This is a genomic window from Micromonospora sp. NPDC003241 (genome assembly GCF_053589795.1).
The window spans coordinates 93,527-119,928 of record NZ_JBSFSO010000001.1 but is presented as its reverse complement, the minus strand read 5'-3'; the positions used below and the strand labels follow the sequence as shown (position 1 = coordinate 119,928).

Sequence of the window (26,402 nt, the reverse complement as noted above, 5' to 3'; positions counted from 1 at the left end):
AGATGGCTCGTTACACCGGTGCTGACTGCCGCCGTTGCCGGCGGGAGAAGATGAAGCTGTTCCTCAAGGGCAGCAAGTGCGATGGTCCGAAGTGCCCGTTCGAGTCCCGGCCGTTCCCGCCCGGGCAGCACGGCCGCGGCCGCACCAAGGAGACGGAGTACCTGCTCCAGCTCCGTGAGAAGCAGAAGGCTCGCCGGGTCTACGGCGTGCTGGAGAAGCAGTTCCGCGGTTACTACGAGGAGGCCGTGGCCAAGCAGGCCAAGACCGGTGAGGTCCTCCTGCAGATCCTCGAGTCGCGGCTGGACAACGTGGTCTACCGGGCCGGCTACGCCAAGTCCCGGGACATGGCCCGTCAGCTGGTCAAGCACGGTCACTTCACGGTGAACGGCAAGAAGGTCGACATCCCGTCGTACCGCGTCAAGGAGCACGACATCATCGAGGTTCGGGTGAAGAGCAAGGAGCTCACCCCGTTCATCGTGGCGCAGGCCGAGGCCGGCTCCAAGACGGTCCCGGCGTGGCTCGAGGCCATCCCCAGCCAGATGAAGGTGCTCGTGCACTCGCTCCCGGCCCGTCAGGTGATCGACACCCAGGTCCAGGAGCAGCTGATCGTCGAGCTCTACTCCAAGTAAGGGCTCGTTGCGGTGGCCCGCCCGGCGACGGGCGGGCCACCGGAACACGTTGTGTCGTGGACGTCATATAGCGGGCGTCCCGGAAGAGAAGAGAAAACATGCTCATCAGCCAGCGACCGTCTCTCTCCGAAGAGTCGATCAACGAGACCCGGTCCCGGTTCACCATCGAGCCGCTGGAGCCGGGCTTCGGCTACACCCTGGGCAACTCGCTGCGGCGTACGCTGCTGTCGTCCATCCCGGGTGCTGCGGTCACCTCGATCAAGATCGATGGTGTGCTGCACGAGTTCACCACGATCCCCGGGGTCAAGGAGGACGTGGTCGAGCTCGTCATGAACATCAAGGAGCTCTGCGTCAGCTCCGAGCACGACGAGCCGGTCAGCATGTACCTGCGCAAGCAGGGCCCGGGCGACGTGACCGCCGGTGACATCCAGCCCCCGGCCGGTGTCTCGGTGCACAACCCGGACCTGAAGCTCGCCACCCTCAACGGCAAGGGCCGGCTCGACATGGAGCTGACCGTCGAGCGGGGTCGGGGCTACGTCACGGCGGCGCAGAACAAGCAGGCGGGTGCCGAGATCGGCCGGATCCCGGTCGACTCGATCTACTCGCCGGTGCTCAAGGTGACGTACCGCGTCGAGGCGACCCGTGTCGAGCAGCGGACCGACTTCGACCGGCTGATCATCGACGTCGAGACCAAGCCGTCGATGGGCCCGCGTACCGCACTGGCCTCGGCCGGTTCGACGCTGGTGGAGCTGTTCGGGCTGGCCCGGGAGCTGGACGAGACGGCGGAGGGCATCGACATCGGCCCGTCGCCGCAGGACGCGCAGCTGGCGGCGGACCTGGCCCTGCCGATCGAGGAGCTGGACCTGACCGTCCGCTCCTACAACTGCCTCAAGCGCGAGGGCATCAACTCCGTTGGTGAGCTCATCGGGCGTACCGAGGCGGACCTCCTCGACATCCGCAACTTCGGCCAGAAGTCGATCGACGAGGTCAAGATGAAGCTCGCCGGAATGGGTCTGGGGCTGAAGGACTCGGCTCCGAACTTCGACCCGGCGCATGTCGTGGACACCTTCGGCGAGGCCGACTACGACACCGACGACTATCGCGAGACCGAGCAGCTCTAGTCCGCGCTGCCGCCACACCTGAGGAGCACCAAGCATGCCCACGCCCACCAAGGGCCCCCGCCTCGGCGGCAGCCCCGCGCACGAGCGGCTGATGCTGGCCAACCTGGCCACCGCGCTGTTCCAGCACGGCAAGATCAAGACCACCGAGACCAAGGCCCGGCGGCTGCGTCCGCTCGCCGAGCAGCTCATCACCAAGGCCAAGCGGGGTGACCTCGCGTCGCGTCGGCGGGTGCTGACCGTGGTCAAGGACAAGGACGTGGTCTACGCCCTGTTCGACCAGATCGCGCCGCGGTACGCCAACCGGCCCGGCGGCTACACCCGGATCGTGAAGACCGGTCCGCGCAAGGGCGACGCCGCGCCGATGGCGATCATCGAGCTGGTCGAGGAGCTTCAGGTCACCGAGCCGAAGGTGAACCAGAAGACCGCCGCCCGCAAGGCCGCGCAGCAGGACAAGGTCGAGGCGCTGGCCCCGACCGACGAGGCCCCGGCGAACCGGTCGGACGACCAGGACGCCGAGCCGCCGGTGTCGGCGTCCGGTGACACCGCCGCTGCCCGCGAGGACAGCGACCTGGCCACCGAGGAAGGCAAGGCCTGAGTCAGGCCGTCGTCGGGCCCGGCATCCCCACGGGGGTGCCGGGCCCGACTCGTCGAGGAGGTACGACGTGGAGGAGCGCACCCGGCTGCGGCTGGACGTCGCGTACGACGGGACCGGCTTCTCGGGGTGGGCCGCCCAGCCGGAGCGGCGCACCGTCGCCGGTGTGCTGGTGGAGGCGCTGGACCTGGTGCTCGGGGCCGGTGTCGCGGCCGGGCTGACGGTGGCCGGGCGCACCGACGCCGGGGTGCACGCCACCGGGCAGGTCTGCCACGTCGACGTGCCCGGTGAGGTGTGGCGGGCGCACGATGGGCGCCTGCTGCGTCGGCTGGCCCGGCTGCTCCCGGGCGACGTGCGGGTACGCGCGATGAGCGTGGTGCCGGAGAGCTTCGACGCCCGCTTCTCGGCGACCTTCCGGCGCTACGAGTACCGGGTTAGCGACGCGCCCTGGGGCGCCGAGCCACTGCGCCGGCACGAGATCCTGGCCTGGCCGCGCGCGCTCGACGTCGACCGGCTCGCCGCCGCGGCGGCCGGGTTGGTGGGGGAGCACGACTTCGCCGCGTACTGCCGGCGGAAGGAGAACGCCACCACGCTGCGGGAGGTGACCCGACTGGACTGGCGACGCGAGGCCGACGGCGTCGTGGTCGCCACCGTGCAGGCCGACGCGTTCTGCCAGGCGATGGTGCGCAGCCTGGTCGGCGCGATGCTGGTCGCCGGGGACGGGCGCCGGCCGGTCGAGTGGCCGGCCGGCCTGCTCACGCGGCGGGAGCGGTCCAGCGAGGTGACGGTGGCACCGGCGCACGGGCTGACCCTGGTGGCGGTCGGCTACCCGGACGATCCGGCCGAGTACGCCCGCCGTGCCGAGGCCACCCGACGGCTGCGGGTGCCGGCCGAGGCCTGAGCCGCCTCCTCAGTTTCCGTTGTCGGGGCCCTGGTCGCCGGTGTCGTCGGTGGGCGTCGGGTTCGGCTGGGTCGCCGTTCCACCGGCTGCCCGCCGCTCCAGCACGTCGCGGCTGAGGTGCATCTCCAGCATGTCGAAGAGGATCTCGCGGACCGTGGTGTCGCCGGAACGGACCGCCGCCCCGTCCGTGCGGGCCACCACCGCGTAGCCGAGGTAGTGGCCGCGTACCTGCCAGCCGACCCGGGCGGGTGCGGAGGTGATGACGTCGGTCCCGTCGCCGGCCGACATGCCCCGGAACCGGCCCTGCCGTGCGTCCAGCGCCTGCCGGATGCGGTCCCGGGCCCGTTCCGCGCTGGACCGGTCGGTCAGGTTGAACAACCCGGTGGTGACCAGGTGCTCACCGTCGGGCGTGCGCAGCGTGGCCCGGACCACCTGGTTGCAGCCGAGCAGGGTCAGGGACTCGGCGACCTCGCCGGTGGCCGCGACCGCGCAGCTCGCGCTGGACTGGGTCCGCAGGACCTCGTAGTCGGCGTTGCTGCCGTCGATCGTCAGGGTGCTGGCCGGGAAGACCTCGCGGGCGGACAGCGGCGTGGAGTCGGTGTCCCGCGAGTCCAGGTCGCTGGCGGCGGGCTCGCTGCCCGGGGTGTCCTGCGGCTCGGCGGTGGGTGCCGCCTGCTGGCCGATGAACTGTCCACCGTCCATCAGGGCGCCGGCGGTGAGGCCGCAGAGCCCGAGCAGCACGAGCGCGGCGGCACCGCCGATCAGCACCTGCCAGGTGCGGTTGCCGCCGACGCGCGGCGGCGGGCTCACCGGTGTGGACGGTGGCGTGGCGGCAGTCTGCTCGTACCCGGTGAGAGACGTCGAGGCCGCTGCGGCGGTGCTCGACGCGTACACCCCGGGGGGCAGGACCGGGTCGGGCTCCGGCGGGTGGGGCGCCCGCGGGCCGATCGGCTCCGGCGGTGTGGCCAGCTCGGGCGGTGTGGCCAGCTCGGGCGGTGTGGCCAGCTCCGGCGGAGGCGGGGGTTCCGCGTCGGGGGCCGCTGCCGCCGAGGGCAGCAGGAGCTGGTTGGGGCGCGTCAGCGACGGTGTGGGGAAGCGCGACGGGGAGGGACCACCCGGACGGCGGGCGTCGCCGGCCGGAACTGACTCGGCATCGTCGTCGCCGTACTGGAGGTATGCGTCCTCATCGGAGTCGTACCGATACATGGTGACCAGAGTAAGGATTTTTACCCCATTAGTGGGCATTTTGCCGGATGTGCCGACGGCCCGGACCACTCCCGTCGGTCCGGTCGGTTCCGGCTCGGTGCGAGAATGGCCGGCGTGACCGGGGACCACTACTTCACCGCCGAACCGAGCACGCCCGCCCAGGCGCGCGAGGTGCAGTTCAGCGTCGCCGGCCGCGACTACGCCCTGGCGTCGGCGGGCGGGGTGTTCTCGGCCACCCGGCTGGACCCCGGCACCGCCGTGCTGCTGCGCAAGGCCGAGCTGCCGACGTCGGCCGCCGGTCCGCTGCTCGACCTCGGCTCCGGATTCGGGCCGATCGCCTGCGTCCTGGCCAGCGTGGCGCCCGAGGCGACCGTCTGGGCGGTGGACGTCAACGAGCGGGCCCGGGAGCTGACCGCCGGGAACGCGCAACGGCTCGGCGTCGCGGACCGGGTACGGGTGGCCGCTCCCGAGGACGTGCCGGCGGACCTCGACTTCGCGCAGATCTGGTCCAACCCGCCGATCCGGATCGGCAAGGAGGACCTGCACCGACTACTCGGCCGCTGGCTGCCACGACTGGCCCCGGGCGGCGTGGCCTGGCTGGTGGTGGCCCGCCACCTCGGCGGCGACTCGCTGCACCGCTGGCTGGTCGATCAAGGCTGGCGGGTCGAGCGGCACGCCAGCCAGAAGGGCTTCCGGGTGCTCCGCATCACCCGCTGACCGTTCGGCGCGACTAATCGGTTGGCCACCCGGCCCGGCTCCGGCAGGATGCCGGCGTGGGATACGTCGACGTGGCAGCGGTCGGACACGTACTACCGGACGGGCGGGAACTCTTCACCGACGTGTCGTTCCGGGTCGGTGAGGGCGCCAAGGTGGCACTGGTCGGGCCGAACGGCGCCGGCAAGACCACCCTGCTGCGGATGGTCGCCGGTGACCTGCCGGTCCGCACGGGCACCATCGCGCGGGCCGGTGGCCTGGGCGTGATGCGCCAGTTCATCGGCATGATCGGCGACGAGTCGACGCTGGCCGACCTGGCCCTGTCGCTGGCTCCGCCGCCGCTTCGGGACGCGGGCCGCCGGCTGGCCGAGACCGAGGCGGCCATGCGCGCGGCCGAGCTGCGCGGCAAGTACAGCACCACCGCGGGCAAGGCCCAGCTCGCGTACGCGGACGCGCTGGCCGCCTGGGGCGAGACCGGCGGGTACGACGCCGAGGTGCTGTTCGACACCGTCGCCACCATCGTGCTCGACCTGCCGTGGGACACCGCCCGGCAGCGTCCGGTACGCACCCTCTCCGGTGGACAGCAGAAGCGGTTCGCGCTCGAACTGCTGCTGCGCGGCCCGGAGGAGGTGCTGCTGCTCGACGAGCCGGACAACTTCCTCGACGTGCCCGGCAAGCGCTGGCTGGAGGCGCGGCTGCGGGAGTCCGCCAAGTCGGTGCTCTATGTCTCGCACGACCGGGAGCTGCTGGCGCACACCGCCGACCGGGTGGTCGCCGTGGAGGGCGGCAGCGCCTGGGTGCACCCGGGCGGCTTCGCCAGTTGGCACGAGGCTCGGATGGCCCGCCACGCCCGCCTCGACGAGCTGCGCAAACGGTGGGACGAGGAGCACCACAAGCTGCGCGAGCAGATGCTGATGTACAAGCAGAAGGCGGCGTACAACTCGGACATGGCCTCCCGGTACCAGTCGGCGCAGACCCGGTTGCGCAAGTTCGAGGAGGCCGGGCCGCCGCCCGTACCACCGAAGGACCAGGACATCCGGATGCGGCTGGCCGGCGGCCGGACCGGCAAGCGGGCCCTGGTCTGCGAACAGCTCGAGATGGACGGCCTGACCTACCCGTTCGACCTGGAGGTCTGGTATGGCGACCGGGTGGCGGTGCTGGGCGCCAACGGCACCGGCAAGTCCCACTTCCTGCGCCTGCTGGCCCGGGGTGGCACCGACCCGGATCCGGCCAACGGCCCGGTCGACGGGGCGGCGGCGCTCGCGCCGGTGGCGCACGACGGGACGGCCCGGCTCGGTGCGCGGGTGCGTCCCGGGCACTTCTCGCAGACCCACGACCGGCCGGAGCTGATGGCGAAGACACTGGCCGAGATCCTGTGGCGGGGCGACGACCACCGCGCCGGCATGGACCGGCACGCGGCCATGGCCGCGCTCAGCCGGTACGAGTTGGCCGGGCAGGGCGACCAGCGCTTCGGCACACTCTCCGGCGGCCAGCAGGCCCGTTTCCTGGTGCTGCTGCTGGAGTTGTCCGGGGCGACCCTGCTCTTGCTCGACGAGCCGACGGACAACCTCGACCTGGCCTCGGCCGAGGCGTTGGAGGCCGGGTTGGCCGCGTTCTCCGGCACCGTGCTGGCGGTCACCCACGACCGCTGGTTCACCCGGACCTTCGACCGCTTTCTGCTGTTCAGAGGTGACGGTGAGGTGGTGGAGACGCCGGAGCCGGTGTGGGAGGTCGGGCGATCGACATAGGGTTGATCTCGTGACTGAGATGACCTATCGCCGGTTGGGCGACTCCGGGCTCGTGGTGTCCGTCGTGGGGATCGGCTGCAACAACTTCGGCCGCAAACTCGATCTGGACGGCACCCGCGCGGTGGTCGACGCCGCCCTCGACGTCGGGATCAACTTCTTCGACACCGCCGACATCTACGGCGAGCCGCACGGCGCGTCGGAGGCTCAGCTCGGCGCGGCCCTCAAGGGCCGTCGCGACGACGTGGTGATCGGGACCAAGTTCGGCATGTCGATGGGGGGCGACAACGGGCGGGACTTCGGCGTACGCGGCTCGCGGCGGTACGTCATCCGGGCGGTGGAGGCGTCCCTGCGTCGCCTGGACACCGACTACATCGACCTGTACCAGTTCCACGAGCCTGACCCGGGCACCCCGATCGAGGAGACGCTCGCCGCCCTGGACGACCTGGTCCGGGCCGGCAAGGTGCGGTACCTGGGCAACTCGAACTTCGCCGGGTGGCAGATCGCGGACGCCGACTGGACGGCGAAGACCCGGGGGGCCGCCCGCTTCGTCAGCGCCCAGAACCACTACAGCCTGCTCAACCGGGACGCCGAGATCGAGGTGCTGCCCGCCTGCGAGCGGTTCGGCCTCGGCATGCTGCCGTTCTTCCCGCTGGCCAACGGGCTGCTCACCGGCAAGTACAAGCGTGGCGAGGCACCGCCGGCCGGCAGCCGCCTCGCCGGAGGCGGCCGGTACGCCCAGCGGCTCGCCGCCGCCGACTGGGACACCATCGAGGGCATCGAGGCGTACGCCGCCGAGCGGGGGGTGTCGATGCTGCACGTGGCGATCGGCGGACTGGCCGCCCAGCCCGCGGTGACCTCGGTCATCGCCGGAGCCACCACGCCCGACCAGGTGCGCGCCAACGCCGAGGCGGGCAACTGGCAGCCGGGCGAGGCGGACCTCAAGGCGCTGCGCGCGGTGCTCGACCGGTAGGGGGCAGCGCACGCGAAGGGGCCCCGCCCGGCTGGTCGCCGGACGGGGCCCCGATCACCTGCGGAGAACGACCGTCAGGAGGACTGGCGGTCGCTCCTACAACCGGCGGCCGGGCGCGAGCCGGGTGGGATCGCCACCCAGCCGTCCGGTGCCGGCGACGGACTCGCCGTCGTTGGCGCGTACGCCCGCCTTGCTGGCCGTGCCGCCGAGCCGGACGATCATGGCATCGGTGTCCCGGACCAGCACGTCCCGGATCTCCGCCTCGCCGACCAGCGAGGCGTCGGCGGCCAGCCCCCGGAACGCGGTGAGCTGGTTGATCGCCCGCTGGTCGTTGCCGGCCGCCTCCGCCGTACGGGCGTTGGAGAGCCGGTTCGACAACTGGGTGTGCGCCCGAGTGGAGAGCCGGCCCGTCGCCTTGAACCGGTCCAGCAGGTTCTGCATGTCCCGGAACGAGGTGGTGACGAAGAACCGGACCGTCGTGGTGGTGGCGTTGCCCGCCTTGTCGGTCGCGGTCACGGTCAGCTCGTGCAGCCCCAGCGGCAGCTCGTACATCGCCTGGAGGGTGCCGCTGACGTACGGGCGGTCGTCGAGCCGGCCGACCACGGTGGCGATCCCCGAGGTGGGGTCCACCGCCTGCCAGGACACCCGTACGTCCTGGCTGTCGCCGTAGAGCTGGCCGTCGGCGATGCCGGAGACCAGCAGCGTCGGCTTGGTGCCGTCGATCCGGACCACCGCCGACTTGAGCGTCTCGGCGTTGCCGACGTTGTCGGTGGCCCGGTAGAGCAACTCGTGGGCCCCGTCGCCGCTGATCTCCACCGGCTCGGTGTACGGCGTCCAGTCGCCGCCGTCCAGCGACCACTCCAGCGACTTCACCCCGGACCCGGCGTCGGTCGAGGAGAGCACCACCGGAACGGTGCCGTCGTGCCAGCCCGCGTCGTTCGCCGGGGCGAACGCCGCGGTGCTGACCGGCGCGGTGGTGTCGATCCGGACGTCGACCGTCCGGGTCTCCTCCACGTTGCCGGCCTCGTCGACCGAGCGGAACCGCAGCTCGTGCTCACCGTCCCCGGAGACCGCCACCGGAGCCGTGTAGGCGGTCCAGGTGTCGGCGTCGTCGAGCTGGTACTCGGTGCGGGCCACCCCGCTGCCGCCCTCGTCGGTGGCGGTCAGCGTGACCGTCGTCGGGCCGGTGTACCAGCCCTCCACCGGCGTGCCGGCGACCTCGGCGGTGGTCACCGGCGCGGTGTCGTCGACCGTGCCGGTGCTCAGCCGGAAGTAGTCGAACGACACCTGCTTCGAGGCGGTCTGGTTGCCCCCGAGGGCGAACAGGCCCACCTTCGGGGTCGGCCCGACCGCCGCGTTGGTCAGCTCGGTCAGCGTCGTCCAGGTGTCCCCGTCCGCCGAGTACGACCCGGTCAAGGTGTCGCCGCTGCGAGCCAGCCGCAGGTGCCACACCGACTCGGTCAGGCCCTCCGCGCCGGGCTGCGGGTTCTGGATCACCCCGTCGATCTCGCTGCGCAACTCGATCCGTCGCGACACCGGCGAGCCGGCCTGGTTGTCGACGACGAAGTCGAACTTGACGTAGTTGTCGTCGTCGCCGTACACGATCAACCCGCCCTGCTGGTACTGCTCGTCCAGCAGGCTGCCGTCGACCTTCGTCTCCAGCGTCCAGTCGCCGTCCGGCGCGTTCTGCAGGATGAAGTTCGTCGGCCCGGTGTTGTCGGTGCCGTAGATGTCACCGTTGGGTACGTCGATGTGCAACGCCCCGTCGGCCACCAGGTACGCGGTGGCGTCCTCCCGGAGGATCGCGTTCCACCGGCACTTGTCCAGCGCCGCGCCGGTGAACTCGTCGGACGGGTCGACCGGTCCGGCCGGCTCGTCCGGCGTCACCTGGAACCAGTCGAACGCGGCGTCCACCACCGGCGCGGTGGTGCCGCCGTTGAGGGCGAACAGACCGATCCGGGGGTTCTCGATGCCCTCCAGCGCCGCCGCCCGACCGACCGGGGTGAAGGTCAGCCCGTCGGACGAGAGCGCGGCGGTCAGGCTGGTGCCGTCGCTGCTGATCCGCAGGTGGACGGTGTCACCGGCCGGTGCCGCCGTGCTGTCGGCACCCTCGTTGCGAGGCGTACCCGCGGTCTCGCGGATGAACTCCACCCGTCGGCTGCCGTTGTAGAGCAGGTCCACCTTGGCGTAGTTGTCGTCGTCGCCGTAGACCAGCAGACCGGCCTGCTGGTAGTCGGCCGTCACCGGCAGGGTCACCTTGGTGGTCGCCGACCAGGCGCCCGACGGCGCCGGCTGGAGCACCAGGTTGGTGGCGTCGTTGCGGCTGCCGTACAGGTCACCGGCCGAGGTGGGCAGGCGTAGCGCGCCGTCGCCGACGGACAGGAGCTGGTTCTCCCGCACCACGCTGGTCCAGCGCTCCCGGTCCAGGGTGGTGCCGCCGAAGTCGTCCGAGCGCGTGCCGACGCAGGAGGTGTTCGGCGCGTCGACCCGGACCGGCACGGTGGCGTACGAGAACGCGCCCCGACTGTCCGTCACCGTCAGGGTGGCGGTGAAGTTGCCGGGCCGCTCGTACGTGTGCTCGGCCTGGAGCGTGTCGGCGGTGCCACCGTCACCGAAGTCCCACTCGTACGTCAGCGGGGTGTCGCCCTCCGGGTCGACGGCCGTGCCGCCGAACGCGATGGTGACCGGCGCGGTGCCGGTGCCCGGCGTGGCGGTGGCGGTGACCGTCGGCGGGGCGTTGTCGGTGACGCCCTTGCCGACGAAGTCCGCCCAGTTGACGTTGAACAGCGAGCCGGAGCCGCCGCTCGGGTGCCGGGCCACGAAGAACAGCGATCCACTCGCCGGCCCGGTGACCTCTGCGGTGACGTCGGTGTACGTCTGCCAGTCACCGGTGCCCGGCACGGTGGCCGTGGCGACCACCGGTCCGTCGACCGCGCCGGCCCGGACCTCGATCACACCGCCCTGAACGCCCGAGGAAGCGCGGAACCGGATCTGGTCGATCTCGGTCAGGTCGGCCGGGTCCACCGACCACCAGTCGCCGTCCTCGATGAAGCTGATGTTCTCGCCGCCGCCCGCGGTGTCGCCGGTGGTCTCCCGCTGCACGCCGGGCTCACCACCGCCGGTGCCGTCCGCGGTGCGGCCGGTGTCGCTGAAGTACTCGGCCTGCTTGCGCTTCGGCTGGAGGATCTCGATGATCCGGCCGGTCAGCGGGCTGGCGCCGCCGGAGCCACCCTTGTCGGTGTAGGTCGCCTCCAGGACGGTGAAGACGTCCGCCTCGGCGCCGTGCCCGGCGGCGAGCTGGGTCTGCACCGTGCCAGTGCATCCGGTGTGCTGCTCCAGCGGGTGCGCGTGCTCGTCGTGCCCGAGCAGCACCTGGAGCTGCACGTCGGCGCAGTCGATCTCGCCGTCCTCCGGGTCGGTCACGGTGATCGAGTACTTGACCTGGTCGCCCCAGTTGAAGAAGCCACCGTTGGGCGGGAACTCGATCTCCACCGTCGGCGCGGTGTTGCCCACGGTCACCGGGACGTTCGCCACCGCCGTACGGCCGTTGGGGTTGGTCACGGTGAGCTGGGCGGTGTAGTTGCCGGCCTCGGCGTACGTGTGTGTGGGGTTCGCCTCGGTGGAGGTGCCGCCGTCGCCGAACGCCCAGGAGTACGTCAGCACGCCGCCGTCCGGGTCACGTGACCCGGCACTGGAGAACTCGACCGTCAGCGGCGCCGGACCGGAGGTCGGCTCGGCGGAGGCCACCGCGATCGGGGCCCGGTCACCGGCGATGTAGTCGATCCGGTAGACGCCGGAGTTGTCGTTGTTGCCGCCGAAGCCGCTGCCCCACTCGATCAGGTACATCGCGCCGTCGGGGCCGAACTCGAAGTCCATCGGCCGGATGAAGGTCATCCCGGTGAGCAACTGGTTGATGTCGACCAGTTCCCGCCCGTCGGCGCTGACCTGCATCGTGTACATCTTGGACTGGTTCCACTCGCCGAGCAGCGCCTTGCCGTCGTAGTACGCCGGCCACTTGCGGTCCGAGTCGAGGTCGGCGTCGTACCGGTAGACCGGGCCGCCCATCGGCGCGCCGCCGCCACCGATCTCCGGGAACCGGGGGTCACCCGCGTAGCCGTAGTCGACGGTGGCCGCGATGGCCGGCGGCAGGTTGGTCAGGCCGGTGTTGTTCGGCGAGTTGTTGACCACGGCGGCGCAGTCGAACTTCGGCCCGCTCGGGCCGGACGGGAACTGGTAGTCGTTGTACGCCTGGTTCCCGCCGTGGCAGTACGGCCAGCCGTAGTTGCCGGCCTCGGCCACGATGTTCCACTCGACCAGACCGGCCGGGCCACGGTTCGGGTTGGCCGAAGCGGCGTCCGGACCGTAGTCGGCGACGTAGAGGGTGTCGGTGGCCGGGTCGATGCCGATCCGGAACGGGTTGCGGAAGCCCATGCCGTAGATCTCCGGCCGGGTCTTCTCGGTGCCCGGCGGGAACAGGTTGCCCTCCGGGATGGTGTACGTCCCGTCGTCCTCCGGGTGGATCCGCAGGACCTTGCCGCGCAGGTCGTTGGTGTTGCCGGAGGTGCGCTGCGCGTCGTAGTCGGCGCGGCCCGGCCGCTCGTCGATCGGCGTGTACGCGTCCGACTGGAACGGGTTGGTGTTGTCCCCGGTGGCCAGGTAGAGGTTGCCGGCCGAGTCGAACGTCATGGTGCCGCCCGCGTGGCAGCAGGTGTTGCGCTGGGTGTCGACCTGGAGGACGACCTTCTCGGAGGCCGCGTCGATCGCGTCACCGCTTACCGTGAACCGGGACAGCACGTTACGCGCCACCCCGTCGTTCGGCGCGTAGTAGAGGTAGACCCAGTTGTTGGTGGCGAAGTCTGGGTCGAGGCGGATGCCGATCAGCCCGTCCTCGTTGCCGGTGAAGACGTCGAGGTCGATGGCGGTGACCGTGTTGCCGGTGTCCGGCTTGACGATCTGTACCCGGCCGTCGCGCTCGATGTAGAAGACCCGGCCGTCCGAGGCCACGTCCAGCTCCATCGGGTTGCTGGTGTTGCTGTCCAGCGTCACCTTCTCGAAGCTGGCGGTCAACGAGGCGCCACATTCGGCGTCCTGCACCCCGGCCGCGGTCCGGATGCCGCCGAGCAGGTGGCCGAGGAACTGCGGCTCCGCGTACGACTCGTTGGTGTGGCCGCCACCGGTGTACCAGGCCCGGCCGCCGTCGTAGTCCTGGCACCAGGCGATCGGGTGGTCGTGACCCATCGCGCCGGAACCGGGGGAGTAGCTGGTCTCGTCCAGCGTGGCCAGCACGTGCACCTTGCCGCGCGGGTTGGTGCGGTAGTTGTACCACTCGTCGAACCGGGACCAGCGATCCGGCAGATCCGCCGTGGACGGGTGCGCCGGGTCCTCCACCTTGACCGTGGCCTGCTGGTTGGCCGGGTGGCTGTTGAAGTACGCCCCGACCAGACCGCCGTACCACTCCCAGTCGTACTCGGTGTCGGAGGCGGCGTGGATGCCGGCGTACCCGCCACCGGCCCGGATGTAGCGCTCGAACGCCGCCTGTTGGTCGGCGTTGAGCACGTCACCGGTGGTGGAGAGCCAGATCACGGCCTGGTATCCGGCGAGGTTCTGGTCGGTGAAGGCGGTGCTGTCCTCGGTGGCGTCGACGGTGAAACCGTGTTCCGCGCCGAGCTGCTGGATGGCGGCGATGCCGCTCGGGATCGAACCGTGCCGGAAGCCTGCGGTCTTGGAGAAGACCAGCACCGAGAACGGGTCGGCGTCGGCCTGCGGGGCCGGTGCCTGGGCGACCGGGACGGTCCGGGCGGGGGCGGCCTGGGCGGCGGGTGCACCGGCGAGCGTGGTCGCGGCCAGTCCGAGGGTGAGAAGGGTGGCGGTCATGGGCACGCGCATACGGCGTGGTCGGAACACTCCGGTCTCCTTGATCCTTGCCGGACAGGGGTCGCGGGGGCCGGCTCGCCGAAGACCGTCCCTGATGGAGCCGCAGCCGGAGGGCCGTGCCAGGGCTTCCGTTGCGGCATTATGTCGAATCGCTGAACAAATTAATTCCGCTGAATCGATCCATGGCAAGGTTTCGATGGGTAACGTTTCGGTATCGGTGGGCTGTAATTACCGTTTATATGTACGAAGTACGCGTTCCACCGATGAAAGGAGGGGTCCCCTGCTGACGCCTGCGGTATAGGAAGGGACCCCTGCTAACACCAGCGGCAGAGCCGTCGTCCCTGCGGGACGCACCTTGGCAGGTCAGCGGATCTGTCGTACGGTGGCCACGCAAGTGACCCACGGGAGCCCGGTCGACCGGGCTGAGAGGGGGGCTGTGAGCCCCCGACCGTCGAACCTGATCCGGGTAATGCCGGCGCAGGGAGGAGAGTTGCCGTGCCGTCCCTGGGACGACTGCATCTGATCACCGACACCCGGCCCGGGCGGGATCCGCTCGCCGTGCTCCGGGCCGTACTCCCGGTGGCGCGTACCGAACTGCTGGTGCAGGTGCGGGTGGAGGACTCCGCCACCGACCGCGAGGCGTACGACCTGACCCGACGGGTGCTCGCCCTCTGCGCGCCGTACGCGGTCGACTGCCTGGTCAACGACCGGCTGCACGTGGCGTTGGCCACCGGCGCGGCCGGTGGCCACGTGGGTGCGGACGACCTGCCGGTCGCGGCGGCGCGGCAGGTGCTCGGCCCGGCCGCCGTGCTGGGCGCCACCGCCCGCGAACCGGCGACGGCAGCCGAGGCGGTCGGTGCCGGCGCGAGCTATCTGGGCGTCGGTCCGTGCCGGGCCACCACCACCAAGGACGGGTTGCCGCCGGCGATCGGCGTCTCCGGGCTGCGGGCCGTGGCCGAGGCGGTCACCGTGCCGGTGTACGCCATCGGCGGGGTGACGGTGGCGGACGTGCCCGCGCTGCGCGCCGCCGGGGCGTACGGGGTGGCGGTGGTCGGTGCGCTCTCCGCCGCCGCCGATCCCGGCCGCGTCGCGGGCGAGCTGATCGGGGCGTTGACGTGTTAGCAGGGGGCCCTTCCTATACCGGAGGCGTTAACAGGGGGCCCTTCCTTCCCCCCGACCTTGCGGTGGCCGGTGGGGGCCCGATCGGGCTGGCGATCGCCTGGCGTTGCGCGGCGCGCGGACTGCGGGTGGTCGTGCACGATCCCGCGCCGGGCTCGGGTGCCTCGCACGTCGCCGCCGGGATGCTCGCGCCGGTGGCCGAGGCGTACTTCGGTGAGCACGAGCTGACCGCCCTGCTCACCGAGTCGGCCGCCCGCTGGCCGGCGTTCGCCGCCGAGCTGAGCGAGGCGACCGGCGCCGACATCGGCTACCGCACCGAGGGCACGTTGATGGTCGGGCTGACCGCAGACGACCTCGCCGAGGCGCGTCGACTCTGGGCGTACCAGCAGGAACTGGGGTTGCCGGTGACGCCGCTGCGCCCCTCGCAGCTTCGCGACCGTGAGCCGGCGCTCGCCGTCCGGGTCCGGGGCGGCGCCCTCGCCGCCACCGATCACCAGGTCGACCCGCGCCGGCTGGTGCCGGCGCTGCGGCTCGCCGCCGAGCGGGCCGGTGCGACGCTGGTCCCCGAGCCGGTGCGGACCCTGGCCGACGTCGGGGCCCGGGTGACCGTGGTCGCCGCCGGCTGCGGCTCGGCCGCGCTCACCGGGCTACCGGTCCGCCCGGTCAAGGGCCAGGTGTTGCGGCTGCGCGCGCCCGACGGCGGTCCGCCGGGCTTCCGGCACGTGATCCGGGGGTACGCCGACGGCGAGCACGTCTATCTGGTGCCCCGCGCCGACGGTGAGGTGGTGGTCGGGGCGACCGTCGAGGAGCGCTCCGACCTGGCGGTCGGTGCCGGTGCGGTGCTGCGGCTGCTGCGTGCCGCGATCGACCTGCTGCCGGAGTTGGCCGAGTACGACCTGGTGGAGGCGATCGCCGGGCTGCGTCCCGGCACCCCGGACAACGCCCCGATCCTGGGTCCGTTGCCGGGCCGGCCGGACGTGCTGGTCGCCACCGGCCACCACCGGCACGGGATCGTGCTCACCCCGGTGACCGCCGACCTGATCGCCGACCTGGTGACCGGCGGTTCCCCCGACGCGATCGGCAGCCCGTTCCGCCCCGAACGCTTCGTCGCCGTCGGCGACGCCACTCGACCCACGCAGTGAACGGAGGAGTCCTGATGGAGTTGACGGTGAACGGTGTCGGGCGCAGCGTGCCGGACGAGGTCACGGTCGCCGAGCTGGTCCGGGACGTGACCCCGCAGCAGCGCGGCGTGGCGGTGGCGGTCAACGGCGAGGTGGTGCCGCGTACCGACTGGCCGGCGACGGTGCTGCGGGGCGGCGACCGGGTCGAGGTGCTCAGCGCCGCCCAGGGCGGGTGAGCGGGATGGACCACACACCGTCGATCGACGGGCCCGAGACGGACTCCGGGGCGAAGGGCTTCGAGCTGGGCGGCGTCCGGTTCTCATCCCGGCTGGTCCTCGGCACCGGCGGAGCCGCCAACCTGCACGTGTTGGAGCAGGCCATCCGCGCCTCCGGCACCGAGCTGGTCACGCTGGCGTTGCGCCGGGTGGACACCGTGGCGGTCGGCTCGGGTGGCCTGCTCGACCTGCTGGACCGCTGTGGCGTACGCCTGCTGCCGAACACGGCCGGCTGCTACACGGCCGGTGAGGCGGTGAAGGTGGCCCGACTGGCCCGGGACGCGTTCGACACCGACTGGGTCAAACTGGAGGTGATCGGCGACGAGCGCACGCTGCTGCCCGACGGGGTGGAGTTGCTGCGCGCCGCCGAGGAACTGGTCGACGACGGGTTCACCGTGCTGCCGTACACGTCGGACGATCCGGTGCTGGCCCGACGGCTGGCCGACGTGGGCTGCGCGGCGGTGATGCCGGCCGGCGCGCCGATCGGCTCCGGGCTGGGCGTCAACAACCCGCACCACATCCGGCTGATCCGTCAGGACGTGACGGTCCCGGTGATCCTGGACGCGGGCATCGGCACCGCCTCGGACGCGGCCCTGGCCATGGAGCTGGGCTGCGACGCGGTGCTGCTGGCCAGCGCCGTCACCCGGGCCGCGGACCCGGTCGCGATGGCCACCGCGATGCGGTACGCGATCGAGGCGGGCCGCCTCGCGTACGGCGCGGGACGCATCCCGCGTCGCTTCCACGCGCTCGCCTCCACCCCCGACGACGGTCGACCCGACCTGTGACCCGCCACCTCGCCGATCTCGGTGCGAGACCGCCCCTCCAGGGGCCGTTTCGCACCAGGATCCAACCGGTCTCGGGTGTGGTGCTGCTGACGGACCGCCGGGCGGTGCGGGGGGACCTGTGCGATGCGGTGGCGCAGGCGGTGGCCGGGGGAGTGCGGTGCGTGGTGCTGCGCGAGAAGGACCTGCCGCGTGCCGAGCGCCTGGTGCTCGCCGCCGAGCTGCGACCGATCCTGGCCGAGGCGGGCGGCACCCTGATCGTCGCCGGCCCCGATCCGCTCCTGCCCGAGACCGAGCCCGCCCCACGGATCCCCAGCACCTTCGGCGGGGCATTCGTCGCGCTCCACCTGCCGGCCGCCGGTCCGTACCCGCCACCCGTCGCCGACCTGGTCGGCCGCTCCTGCCACGACGAGGCGGAGCTGGACCGACTCACCACCGAGGACTACGTGACCCTGTCACCGGTCTTCCCCACCCGCAGCAAACCCGGCTACGGCCCACCGCTGGGCCCCGACGGTCTGGCCGCCCTGGTGAGTCGCAGCCCGGTGCCCGTTCTCGCTCTCGGCGGCATCGAGACTCCCGCCCAGGTCCGCGCCTGCGTGGAGGCCGGCGCCACCGGCGTGGCCGTCCAGGGCGCCATCATGCGGGCCCGAAACCCCCGGCAGGTCGCCACCACCCTCACCACCGCCCACCACGAGCTTCTCCAGACGACTTCACCCCAGACCCCCCACCGCCCCGGCCCCGCCCCCACCACCCCCGCCCAGCAATGACCCCCACCCCGCCGGCCCGCACCCCGTCGGCCCCATCCCGCCGGCCACCCGAAGCCCTCACCCGCCCCTCGCCGGGCGACGCCCACGAAGCCCCACCCCGCCACCCCTGCCCACCGCAGGCCACCCGAAGCCCCCACCAGCCCTTCGGCAGGCGACGCCCACGAAGCCCCACCCCGCCAGCCTCTCCCAAGGCAGGACACCCGAAGCCCCCACCATCCCCTCGCCGGGCGACACACGAAGCCCCACCCCACCAGCCTCTCCCAAGGCAGGACACCCAAAGCCGCCACCCATCCGTCTCGACGGGCGTCGACCACGACGGGGCTGCGGCCGACCGTGCCCACGCAGGGATCAAGCCTGACCGCCCGGAGTGGGCACGGTCGGCCGCAGCCCCAAACCGCAACCAGAGTCAAGAACAAGCCAAGAGGAGACACGTGAGAACCCCAACGACCGTCCTCACCGTCGCCGGTTCGGACTCCGGTGCCGGTGCCGGCATCCAGGCCGACCTCAAGGTCTTCGCCGCGCTCGGTGCGTACGGCACGAGTGTGCTCACCGCCGTGACCGCGCAGAACACCCGGGGGGTGGACGCGGTGCTGCCGTTGCCGCCGCAGACGGTCAGCGACCAGTTGGACAGCGTGTTGTCCGACTTCACGGTGCGCGCGGTCAAGACCGGGATGCTCGGTACGCCGGCGGTGGCGGGTGCGATCGCCGAGGCGGCGGCGGCCGGTCGACTGCCGCAGCTCGTGGTCGATCCGGTGCTGGTGGCCACCAGTGGACACCGACTCGGGGTGGTGGAGGCGGTGGAGCGGCTGCTCCCGTACGCCCGGGTGGCGACGCCGAACAGCGCGGAGGCCGCCGCCCTCACCGGGGCGCCGGTGACCGGCGTGGCGGAGATGACGGCGGCGGCGCGGGCGCTGGCGGCGGGCGGTGCCGAGTGGGTGATCGTGACCGGCGGTGACGTGGACACCGGCGACGAGGCGGTGGACGTGCTGCACGGCCCGGACGGCACGACGGTGCTGCGGGCACCCCGGGTGCCGACCCGACACACGCACGGCACCGGTTGTTCGTTCTCGGCGGCGACCGCCGTGCGGCTGGCACTGGGCGATCCGGTGCCGGTGGCGGTCGCCGCCGCCAAGGAGTACGTGACCCGTGCGCTGGCCGGTGCGCGGGACTGGGAGTTGGGCGCGGGACGCGGCCCGATGGACCACTTCGGCTGGTCCGCTTAGGCGAGGGAGGCTGTCATGCAGGCACGTCGCAAGGTCTATGTCGAGGGTTCGCGACCGGACGTCCGGGTGCCGTTCGCGGAGGTCGAGCTGACCGGGGACAACCCGCCGGTCCGGTTGTACGACACCGCCGGGCCGGGTTCGGACCCGGAGGTCGGTCTGCCGCCGCTGCGGGGACCGTGGATCGCCGAGCGGGGCGACGTGGCCCCGGTACGCGGTGCCGGCACGCCGTTGGGCGGGGTGGACGGCAAACGGCCGACGCAGCTCGCGTACGCGCGGGCCGGGGTCGTCACCCCCGAGATGGAGTTCGTGGCGATCCGGGAGGGGATGACGCCGGAGTTCGTCCGGGACGAGATCGCGGCGGGTCGGGCGGTGCTGCCGCTGAACATCAACCACCCGGAGTGCGAGCCGGCGATCATCGGCAAGGCGTTCCTGGTCAAGGTCAACGCCAACATCGGCACCTCGGCGGTGACCTCCTCGGTGGCCGAGGAGGTGGAGAAGCTGACCTGGGCCACCCGGTGGGGCGCGGACACCGTGATGGACCTGTCCACCGGCAAGCGGATCCACGAGACCCGCGAGTCGATCGTGCGCAACTCGCCGGTGCCGATCGGTACGGTGCCGATCTACCAGGCGTTGGAGAAGGTCGGCGGCGACCCGGTGAAGCTGACCTGGGAGGTGTTCCGGGACACCGTGATCGAGCAGGCCGAGCAGGGCGTGGACTACATGACGGTGCACGCCGGGGTGCTGCTGCCGTACGTGCCGTTGGCGGTCGACCGGGTGACCGGCATCGTGTCGCGGGGCGGTTCGATCATGGCGGCCTGGTGCCTGGCGCACCACGAGGAGAACTTCCTCTACACGAACTTCCGGGAGCTGTGCGAGATCCTGTCCCGCTACGACGTGACGTTCTCGCTCGGCGACGGGTTGCGGCCCGGTTCGATCGCGGACGCCAACGACGAGGCACAGTTCGCCGAGCTGCGGACGCTCGGCGAGCTGACCCGGGTCGCCTGGGAGTACGACGTGCAGGTGATGATCGAGGGTCCGGGCCACGTGCCGATGCACAAGATCAAGGAGAACGTGGACCTCCAGCAGGAGTGGTGCCACGAGGCGCCGTTCTACACGCTCGGTCCACTGACCACCGACATCGCGCCCGCGTACGACCACATCACCTCGGCCATCGGCGCGGCGATGATCGGCATGTTCGGCACTGCGATGCTCTGCTACGTCACACCCAAGGAGCACCTGGGGCTGCCGGATCGCGACGACGTCAAGGCGGGGGTCATCGCGTACAAGATCGCGGCGCACGCGGCGGACCTGGCCAAGGGGCACCCGGGCGCGCAGGCCTGGGACGACGCGCTCTCCAAGGCGCGGTTCGAGTTCCGGTGGGAGGACCAGTTCAACCTCTCGCTCGACCCGGAGACGGCGCGGTCGTACCACGACGCCACGCTGCCCGCCGAGCCGGCGAAGACCGCACACTTCTGTTCGATGTGCGGGCCGAAGTTCTGCTCCATGAAGATCAGTCAGGACCTCAAGGAGTACGCCGCCCGAGGGATGCAGGACAAGTCCGAGGAGTTCCTCGCCTCTGGCGGGCGGGTCTACCTGCCGTTGGCCTGACGGTCGCGGCCGGCTACTCCCGATGGTGCCGGCCGGTCGGCCGCAGCCGTCGGCGGGTCTCTTTCGGGAGTGGCTCGTCGTCGGACGACGGGCGGCCGAGTCCGGCCACCCAGTCCACGTACTCCTCGTCCTGCTCGGCCAGCGGTTCCTCCTGCTCCGCGGGGTCGGTCTCCGCGGGGCGGGGCCGGCTGCGCCGGAACAGGCCCCGCCGGCCCTTCTCACGGTCGTGCTTCTGCGGGGCCGGCTCGGCGCGCGGGGTCGGCGGTTTGGTGAACGCGGCCGTCAGGTCGCGGGCGGCCGCCGCCGGGTCGGTGGAGACAGCCGGTGCCGAGCTGGCGAAGGCCGCCGAGACGTCCCGGGCGGCGGTCGCCGGGTCGGGGCCGGCGCTCGACTCGACCCGGTCGGTGGCGCCGTCCGCATCCGACGGTCCGTCGGCGCCCGGCCCGGTCGGTGACGCGGCCTCGTCCGCCGGGTCGGGGCGGCGGGCCGGCGCGAAGGCGTTCCAGGTCTCCGTGGTGTTCAGGTCGGGCATCGGGAGCCGGTGCCGGGGCCAGGGCGCGGTCTCCTGCCCTTCGACCGGACGAGTGGCCGGTGCCACGGCGCTGCCCGGTAGACCGCCGCTGCCCGGCGCGGCGTCGTGGACAGTCGGACCGGGATCGGTTCCCGGGGGTACGGGCGTGGCGTCGGCGGCATCCATACCACCGGCCTGGCTGGGTACCGAGGTCCGGTCCGTGTGCTCGGTCGGTCTCGCGGTGTCGAACGGGCTCGGCGATCGGGTCTGGTCGCCGTCCCGGGTCGCGGGCACGGCCCGGTTCGGTGCCTCGACCAGGGGGCGCGTCGTGCGGGTACGCCGGGGTGCCCGGTCCGCCGTGCCCGTCGCCGGGGTGAGGTCACCGCCGTCGTCTACCGGGTCGGGCCCGGCCGCACCGCTCGCCGCCGGATCCGTCGCCTGCACCGCGAGGGCCGGCGTCCCGACGACGGCGGGACTGACAGTGTCGGGGCGGACAGTGTCGGGGCCGCCGACGGTGGACCCGCGACCGGTTGGTTCGGCGGCGGTGGGTCCGACGGCGGCGGTGGGTCCGACGGCGGTTGGGTCGGTACCGGCTGGCCCGACGGCGGTGGGCACGACGGCGGTGGCCGTGTCGAGATCAGAGGTCGTGGCCGCGTCGTGGTCGGGGGTGTTTGCGGCGCTGGTGGCGGAGCCGGGGTCAGCGGCGGGGAAGGTGCCGGAGGCGGTGTCGACGGAGGTGGGACCGGCTGCGGTGGGACCGGCGTCGGCGTCCGACTCGTCCGGTCGGCTCATGCGCGTGGTCGACGGGGCGCCGGTGGGCGAGTCCTCGGATGCCGCGAGGGAAGCGGTGCCGTCGACGGCCGGTGCGACGTCACCGTCGATGGTCGGGCCGGTGGCGAGGGGAAGTCCGGGCCCCGGTGCGGTCTCGGATGCCGGGGCGATCGGCAGCCTGTCCGGCGCGGCGGGCACCGGGGGAGCCGGCTCGCCGGGCCAGTGCCAGTGGGGTGGCGACGTGTCGCCGGTGCCCGGCAGGTCGGGGCCGGCGTGCGTACCGCCGGGCGGGTCGGCCACCACGACGGCACCGGCGGCTGCCGACGTGCCGGCACCTGTGCCGCCCGGACGATCGGCCGACGTCGGCAGGGTGGGGGAGGCCGGCAGGGGCTGCAGGATCGCGGTCGGTTCGATGGCGGTCCCGGCGGTGTTGCGGTCGAGGGCGGCGACGGGGAGCAACGCGGCGGCGGCCGACCCGAGGGCACCGACCGCGACCGCGATCAGGGCGCCGTAGTAGGGCGCGAGTTGGTATCGGTCGCTCGCGTCACCGGGCCCGGCGGCCAGGTAGGCGAACGCCACCAGGATCGGCCCGGCGACCCCGCTCGGCCCGCTGATCAGCGGCGGCTGGCCGCGCCACCGGGCCAGGGCACCGGTCGCGGCACCGGCCAGCAGGCTGAGCAGCGGCAGGAGAAGCAGGGCCAGGCGCTGCGCCGCGTCGGCGGAGAGCCAGCTCGGTTCCAGCACGCCGAGGCGTACCGGGGTCAGTGGACCGGTCGCCGCGAGCGACGGCGCGACGGACAGCAGCGCGAGCAGCCAGACCGTGCCGGCGATGCCGGCCATGTTCCAGGCGAAGGCCCGCCGGAGCAGGGCGGCCAGCGCGGCGCCCGCGCCCACCACTGCACCGAGGACGGCGCAGATGGCGACGGCCCAGACCGGGTCGACCGAGACGAGTTCGACAGCGCGGGCCGGTCGCATGCACAGCGGTGCCACCACGACGGCGCCCAGCGCGGCGCTGCACGCCACGGCCAGTTGGCGATGCGAACCGGTGAGCCCACCGTGGCGCTCGGCGAGACGTTCGGTGAGTACCGCTCCGACGACGGCGGCGTTCGCCGCGAACCAGCCGGCCCAGACGAGTTGGGCCGGCCACTGGTTGACGGTGGCGCCGGTGAAGGTGCCGGTGAGTCGGAGGATGCCGAAGCCGAAGGCGACTCCCAACTGACCGGCGGCGGCCAGCAGGCTGACGCCGAACGCCGTGAGCAGTAGCCGGCTCAAGGTCCGATGGGCCATGGTCGGCACGTTACGGTCCGTGGCGACCGATCGCCACCGGCGCGCCGTGGGACGGCTGCTACCTGCGCCCGGCGGGTCTACTTGAACTCGAACTGGTGAGCCGGGTATGTCGTGTCGCCGACGCTGATCGGCGGGTGCACCGCCTCATCGGGTCTCCGACAGTCGGGGCAGCACCTCGGCTGCGATCAGCTCCAGATGGTCCAGGTCGTCGAGGTCGACCAGCCGCAGGTGTACGCGGGTGGTGCCGACCGCCGCGAACTCGCCGATCCGGTCGACCAGTCGTTCCGGCGAGCCGACCACCGCCTCCTCGGGCGGCAGGGCGCTGGTCTCGTGCAGCGGTGCCGCCCGTCGGCGGGCCTGGGCGTCGGTGCGCCCGATCGCCACCGCGATGCCGGCGGAGAGCACCAGCGGTGCCCGTCCGGTGTCGGCGCGGTCGACCCGGTCGCACGCCTCGCGTACCCGCTCGTAGGCCTCGGCGGTCCGGGCGACATCGGTGAAGGGCACGTTGAACTCGTCGGCGAAGCGGGCCGCCAGGTCCGGGGTGCGCTTGGGACCGCGTCCACCGATGATGATCGGCGGTCCCGGGGTCTGCACCGGCTTCGGCAACGCCGGGGCGTCCACCAGCCGGTAGTGGTCACCGGTGTAGTGGTACGTGCTGCCCGACGGGGTGCGCCACAGTCCGGTGAGTACGTCGAGCTGCTCGGTGAGCCGGTCGAAGCGCTCGCTGGTGCTGGGGAACGGGATGCCGTACGAGGTGTGCTCGCGGGCGTACCAGCCGGCGCCGATGCCCAGCTCGACCCGGCCGCCGCTCATCTGGTCGACCTGGGCCACCATCACCGCGAGCGGGCCGGGCAGCCGGAAGGTCGCGGAGGTGACCAGCGTGCCGAGTCGGATCCGGCGGGTCTCCCGGGCGAGCGCGGCGAGCGTCAGCCAGGCGTCGGTCGGGCCGGGCAGTGCCGGACCGTCGCTCATCGACTGGTAGTGGTCGGCGCGGAGGAAGCCCTCGAAGCCGCCGTCCTCGGCGAGTCGGGCGAAGCGGAGCTGGTCGTCGTAGCTGGCGCCCCGGTGCGGCTCGGTGAAGACGGTGACCCGCACGGCTACCTCGGCGTACCGGCGGCCGCCGGGTGGTCCCGCTCCATGAGTAGCTCGTGCAGGTCGGCGCTGACCTGGGCGACCTCCGCCAGGTGCGCGTTTCGGCCGAGGGTGCGGGGGCGGGGGATGGTCACGTCGACGATCTTGCGGACCCGGCCGGGGCGCGGGCTGAGCACGACCACCCGGTCCGCCAGCAGCACCGCCTCGTCGATGGAGTGGGTGACGAAGACGACCGTGGCGCGGTTGCGCATGTGCACCCGCTGCAACTCCCCGGACAGTTCCTCCCGGGTGAGCGCGTCCAGGGCCGAGAAGGGCTCGTCCATCAGCATCACGCGGGGGTCACCGATCAGGGACCGGCACAGCGACACCCGCTGCTGCATGCCGCCGGACAACTCGTGCGGCAGCCGCTTCTCGAAACCGGCCAGGCCGGCCACGTCGAGTAGTTGCCGGGCGCGCTCCCGGTAGTCAGCGCGCTTCCAGCCGAAGATCTCCACCGGCAGCAGGACGTTGTCCAGCACCGTGCGCCACGGCAGCAGGGCCGGCCGCTGGAACAGCATGGCGATGTCCCGGCGTGGCCGGGTGACCGTCTCGCCACCCACGGTGACCTGGCCGGAGGTGACCGGGATCAGTCCGGCGATCAGCCGGAGCAGGGTCGACTTGCCGCAACCGGAGCGGCCGAGTACGGCGACGAACTCGCCGTCGGCCACGTCGAGGTTGATGCCGCGCAACGCCTCTACGCGGCCGCTACGGCCGTCGAAGGTGCGTGACACCTCGGTCAGGCGGATCATCTCCGGCGGCCTCCCTGAGTGGGTGGTCAGGATTCGGTGCAAAGGTTAGCGGTCTCCACCGTTATCTCACCGTCCGGGGTGGAGGTGAGTTGTTTCCGTTCCGCAACCCGGTATGCCTGGCGTCGCAAAGGTGGGGTTCTCGTACGCTGTGCCCGCGAAGAGTCCCCTCGATACGCGGTGTCGGCTTCCGTCCAGGCTGCCGGTACCGCCCCAACATCCCCTCCCGGAGGCCCGCGACGCCCCGGTGGGAAAGGACAAGGTGTACTGATGAGAAGGCTGACCCGTACGGTCGCCGCGGCCACCATGGCCACCGCGCTCGCTCTTGCCTCCGCGTGCAGCAGCGGCTCGGACGGTGCCGACGAGAACGTCGGTTCCTCGCTGGAGCAGGTGACCTACCTCACCTCGTTCGGCAACTTCGGGCGTGACTCCTACGCCTGGGTGGCGAAGGAGAAGGGCTTCTTCAAGGACGCCGGTTTCGACGTCGAGATCAAGCCCGGCCAGGGCACCAACGGTGTGATCCAGACGATCGTCGGTGGTCAGGCGCAGTTCGGCCCGATCGACCTGACCGGTGGCCTGCTCCAGCTCGGCAACGGCGAGGCCAAGGACTTCGTCGCGGTGGCGGCGATCCAGCAGCGCACGATGGCCGCCATCGCGACCGTCGAGGGCACCGGCATCAGCACGCCGAAGGACCTGGAGGGCAAGAAGCTCGCCGACGCCCCCGGCTCCGTCGTCCGGAACCTCTTCCCGACGTACGCGCGGCTGGCCGGCATCGACTACGAGAAGGTGACCTGGGTCAACAGTGACCCGCAGAGCCTGATGGGCACGCTGGCCGCCGGCTCGGTGGACGGCATCGGCCAGTTCGTCGTCGGCCAGCCCACCATCGAGGCGGTGACCAAGAAGAAGGCCGTCCTGCTGCCGTACAGCAACGTCATGCAGGACCTCTACGGCATGGTGCTGATCACCTCGAAGCAGATCGCCACCGACAAGCCGGACATGGTCAAGCGGTTCACCGAGGCACTGCTCAAGGGCCTGGAGTACGCCCTGGAGCACCCGCAGGAGGCCGCCGAGATCCTGGCCAAGAACGTCGAGGCCGTGGTGCCCGCCGCAGCCGCCGCCGAGTTGGAACTGATGGCCGGGTACGTGCGCTCCAGCAACTCCGGCACCGCCCTGGGTGCGCTGGACAGTGGCCGGGTGGCCAAGAGCATCGCGATCCTGCGGGGCGCCGGTGCCCTGAAGTCCGACCTCAGCCCGGACCAGATCGTCGACTTCAACCTGGCCCCCAAGGCCTGAGGTCGACCAGTCC

The 26,402-nt window shown here is 72.1% G+C and carries 20 protein-coding genes and 1 riboswitch; of the genes, 15 read left to right on the top strand and 5 right to left on the bottom strand.

Features of this window, described 5'->3' with window-relative positions; genetic code table 11:
• Positions 1 to 2 precede the first annotated feature (2 nt).
• The 4 genes from rpsD to truA all read left to right on the top strand — a co-directional run bounded on the left by rpsD (position 3) and on the right by truA (position 3,243).
• Positions 3 to 629 carry a 30S ribosomal protein S4 gene (rpsD, locus tag ACWDVW_RS00520; protein ID WP_350692864.1) on the top strand — a complete coding sequence of 209 codons (627 nt, stop codon included), beginning with the start codon at positions 3 to 5 and terminating at the stop codon, positions 627 to 629.
• A gap of 98 nt (positions 630 to 727) precedes the next feature.
• Complete coding sequence (locus ACWDVW_RS00515) at positions 728 to 1,750, top strand: DNA-directed RNA polymerase subunit alpha (RefSeq protein ID WP_074472529.1); 1,023 nt, start codon at positions 728 to 730, stop codon at positions 1,748 to 1,750.
• Positions 1,751 to 1,784: 34 nt separating this feature from the next.
• Positions 1,785 to 2,345 carry a 50S ribosomal protein L17 gene (rplQ, locus tag ACWDVW_RS00510; RefSeq protein WP_449943028.1) on the top strand — a complete coding sequence of 187 codons (561 nt, stop codon included), beginning with the start codon at positions 1,785 to 1,787 and terminating at the stop codon, positions 2,343 to 2,345.
• A gap of 67 nt (positions 2,346 to 2,412) precedes the next feature.
• On the top strand, positions 2,413 to 3,243 hold the full coding sequence (truA, locus tag ACWDVW_RS00505; protein ID WP_449943026.1) for a tRNA pseudouridine(38-40) synthase TruA: 831 nt from the start codon (positions 2,413 to 2,415) through the stop codon (positions 3,241 to 3,243).
• A 9-nt stretch (positions 3,244 to 3,252) separates the two neighbouring features.
• On the opposite strand, the gene ACWDVW_RS00500 is transcribed toward truA, so the two are convergent.
• Entirely contained in the window at positions 3,253 to 4,449 is a 1,197-nt protein-coding gene (locus ACWDVW_RS00500) for a hypothetical protein (RefSeq protein WP_449943024.1), read from the bottom strand.
• A gap of 114 nt (positions 4,450 to 4,563) precedes the next feature.
• Between ACWDVW_RS00500 and ACWDVW_RS00495 the strand changes: the two genes are divergently transcribed.
• Genes ACWDVW_RS00495 through ACWDVW_RS00485 form a run of 3 tightly spaced genes read left to right on the top strand, consistent with a single transcriptional unit; the run spans position 4,564 to position 7,881 of the window.
• Entirely contained in the window at positions 4,564 to 5,166 is a 603-nt protein-coding gene (locus ACWDVW_RS00495; protein ID WP_449943021.1) for a class I SAM-dependent methyltransferase, read from the top strand.
• A 56-nt stretch (positions 5,167 to 5,222) separates the two neighbouring features.
• On the top strand, positions 5,223 to 6,911 hold the full coding sequence (locus ACWDVW_RS00490; RefSeq protein ID WP_449943019.1) for an ABC-F family ATP-binding cassette domain-containing protein: 1,689 nt from the start codon (positions 5,223 to 5,225) through the stop codon (positions 6,909 to 6,911).
• Between the two features lie 19 nt (positions 6,912 to 6,930).
• Positions 6,931 to 7,881: an aldo/keto reductase gene (locus ACWDVW_RS00485; RefSeq protein WP_449943498.1), complete on the top strand. Its 951-nt coding sequence runs from the start codon at positions 6,931 to 6,933 to the stop codon at positions 7,879 to 7,881.
• Positions 7,882 to 7,977: 96 nt separating this feature from the next.
• Here ACWDVW_RS00485 and ACWDVW_RS00480 read toward each other — a convergent pair whose 3' ends face one another.
• Positions 7,978 to 13,755, bottom strand: a complete 5,778-nt coding sequence (locus ACWDVW_RS00480) for a ThuA domain-containing protein (RefSeq protein ID WP_449943017.1) — start codon at positions 13,753 to 13,755, stop codon at positions 7,978 to 7,980.
• Positions 13,756 to 14,146: 391 nt separating this feature from the next.
• Positions 14,147 to 14,256, top strand: a riboswitch (TPP riboswitch).
• Between ACWDVW_RS00480 and ACWDVW_RS00475 the strand changes: the two genes are divergently transcribed.
• The 7 genes from ACWDVW_RS00475 (at position 14,251) to thiC (ending at position 20,650) form a co-directional block, all read left to right on the top strand.
• Positions 14,251 to 14,877, top strand: coding sequence for a thiamine phosphate synthase (locus ACWDVW_RS00475; RefSeq protein ID WP_449943015.1), 627 nt, complete (start codon positions 14,251 to 14,253; stop codon positions 14,875 to 14,877). Its footprint overlaps the riboswitch before it by 6 nt.
• On the top strand, positions 14,871 to 16,016 hold the full coding sequence (gene thiO, locus ACWDVW_RS00470; protein WP_449943013.1) for a glycine oxidase ThiO: 1,146 nt from the start codon (positions 14,871 to 14,873) through the stop codon (positions 16,014 to 16,016). The genes ACWDVW_RS00475 and thiO overlap by 7 nt, the downstream gene beginning before the upstream one ends.
• Positions 16,017 to 16,030: 14 nt before the next feature.
• On the top strand, positions 16,031 to 16,231 hold the full coding sequence (gene thiS / locus ACWDVW_RS00465) for a sulfur carrier protein ThiS (protein WP_396690286.1): 201 nt from the start codon (positions 16,031 to 16,033) through the stop codon (positions 16,229 to 16,231).
• Between the two features lie 5 nt (positions 16,232 to 16,236).
• On the top strand, positions 16,237 to 17,055 hold the full coding sequence (locus tag ACWDVW_RS00460; RefSeq protein ID WP_449943009.1) for a thiazole synthase: 819 nt from the start codon (positions 16,237 to 16,239) through the stop codon (positions 17,053 to 17,055).
• Between the two features lie 59 nt (positions 17,056 to 17,114).
• Complete coding sequence (locus ACWDVW_RS00455) at positions 17,115 to 17,819, top strand: thiamine phosphate synthase (protein ID WP_449943495.1); 705 nt, start codon at positions 17,115 to 17,117, stop codon at positions 17,817 to 17,819.
• Positions 17,820 to 18,250: 431 nt separating this feature from the next.
• The gene (gene thiD, locus ACWDVW_RS00450) at positions 18,251 to 19,042 is read left to right on the top strand and encodes a bifunctional hydroxymethylpyrimidine kinase/phosphomethylpyrimidine kinase (protein ID WP_350692845.1); all 792 of its coding nucleotides are present in this window, start codon (positions 18,251 to 18,253) and stop codon (positions 19,040 to 19,042) included.
• A gap of 15 nt (positions 19,043 to 19,057) precedes the next feature.
• On the top strand, positions 19,058 to 20,650 hold the full coding sequence (gene thiC / locus ACWDVW_RS00445) for a phosphomethylpyrimidine synthase ThiC (protein WP_449943007.1): 1,593 nt from the start codon (positions 19,058 to 19,060) through the stop codon (positions 20,648 to 20,650).
• Positions 20,651 to 20,663: 13 nt separating this feature from the next.
• Here thiC and ACWDVW_RS00440 read toward each other — a convergent pair whose 3' ends face one another.
• The 3 genes from ACWDVW_RS00440 to ACWDVW_RS00430 form a co-directional block, all read right to left on the bottom strand.
• On the bottom strand, positions 20,664 to 23,219 hold the full coding sequence (locus tag ACWDVW_RS00440) for a hypothetical protein (protein WP_449943005.1): 2,556 nt from the start codon (positions 23,217 to 23,219) through the stop codon (positions 20,664 to 20,666).
• Positions 23,220 to 23,363: 144 nt separating this feature from the next.
• The gene (locus ACWDVW_RS00435; protein ID WP_449943002.1) at positions 23,364 to 24,314 is read right to left on the bottom strand and encodes an LLM class F420-dependent oxidoreductase; all 951 of its coding nucleotides are present in this window, start codon (positions 24,312 to 24,314) and stop codon (positions 23,364 to 23,366) included.
• Between the two features lie 2 nt (positions 24,315 to 24,316).
• Entirely contained in the window at positions 24,317 to 25,099 is a 783-nt protein-coding gene (locus ACWDVW_RS00430) for an ABC transporter ATP-binding protein (RefSeq protein ID WP_449942999.1), read from the bottom strand.
• Positions 25,100 to 25,366: 267 nt separating this feature from the next.
• Between ACWDVW_RS00430 and ACWDVW_RS00425 the strand changes: the two genes are divergently transcribed.
• Positions 25,367 to 26,389 carry an ABC transporter substrate-binding protein gene (locus ACWDVW_RS00425; RefSeq protein WP_449942996.1) on the top strand — a complete coding sequence of 341 codons (1,023 nt, stop codon included), beginning with the start codon at positions 25,367 to 25,369 and terminating at the stop codon, positions 26,387 to 26,389.
• Positions 26,390 to 26,402 lie beyond the last annotated feature (13 nt).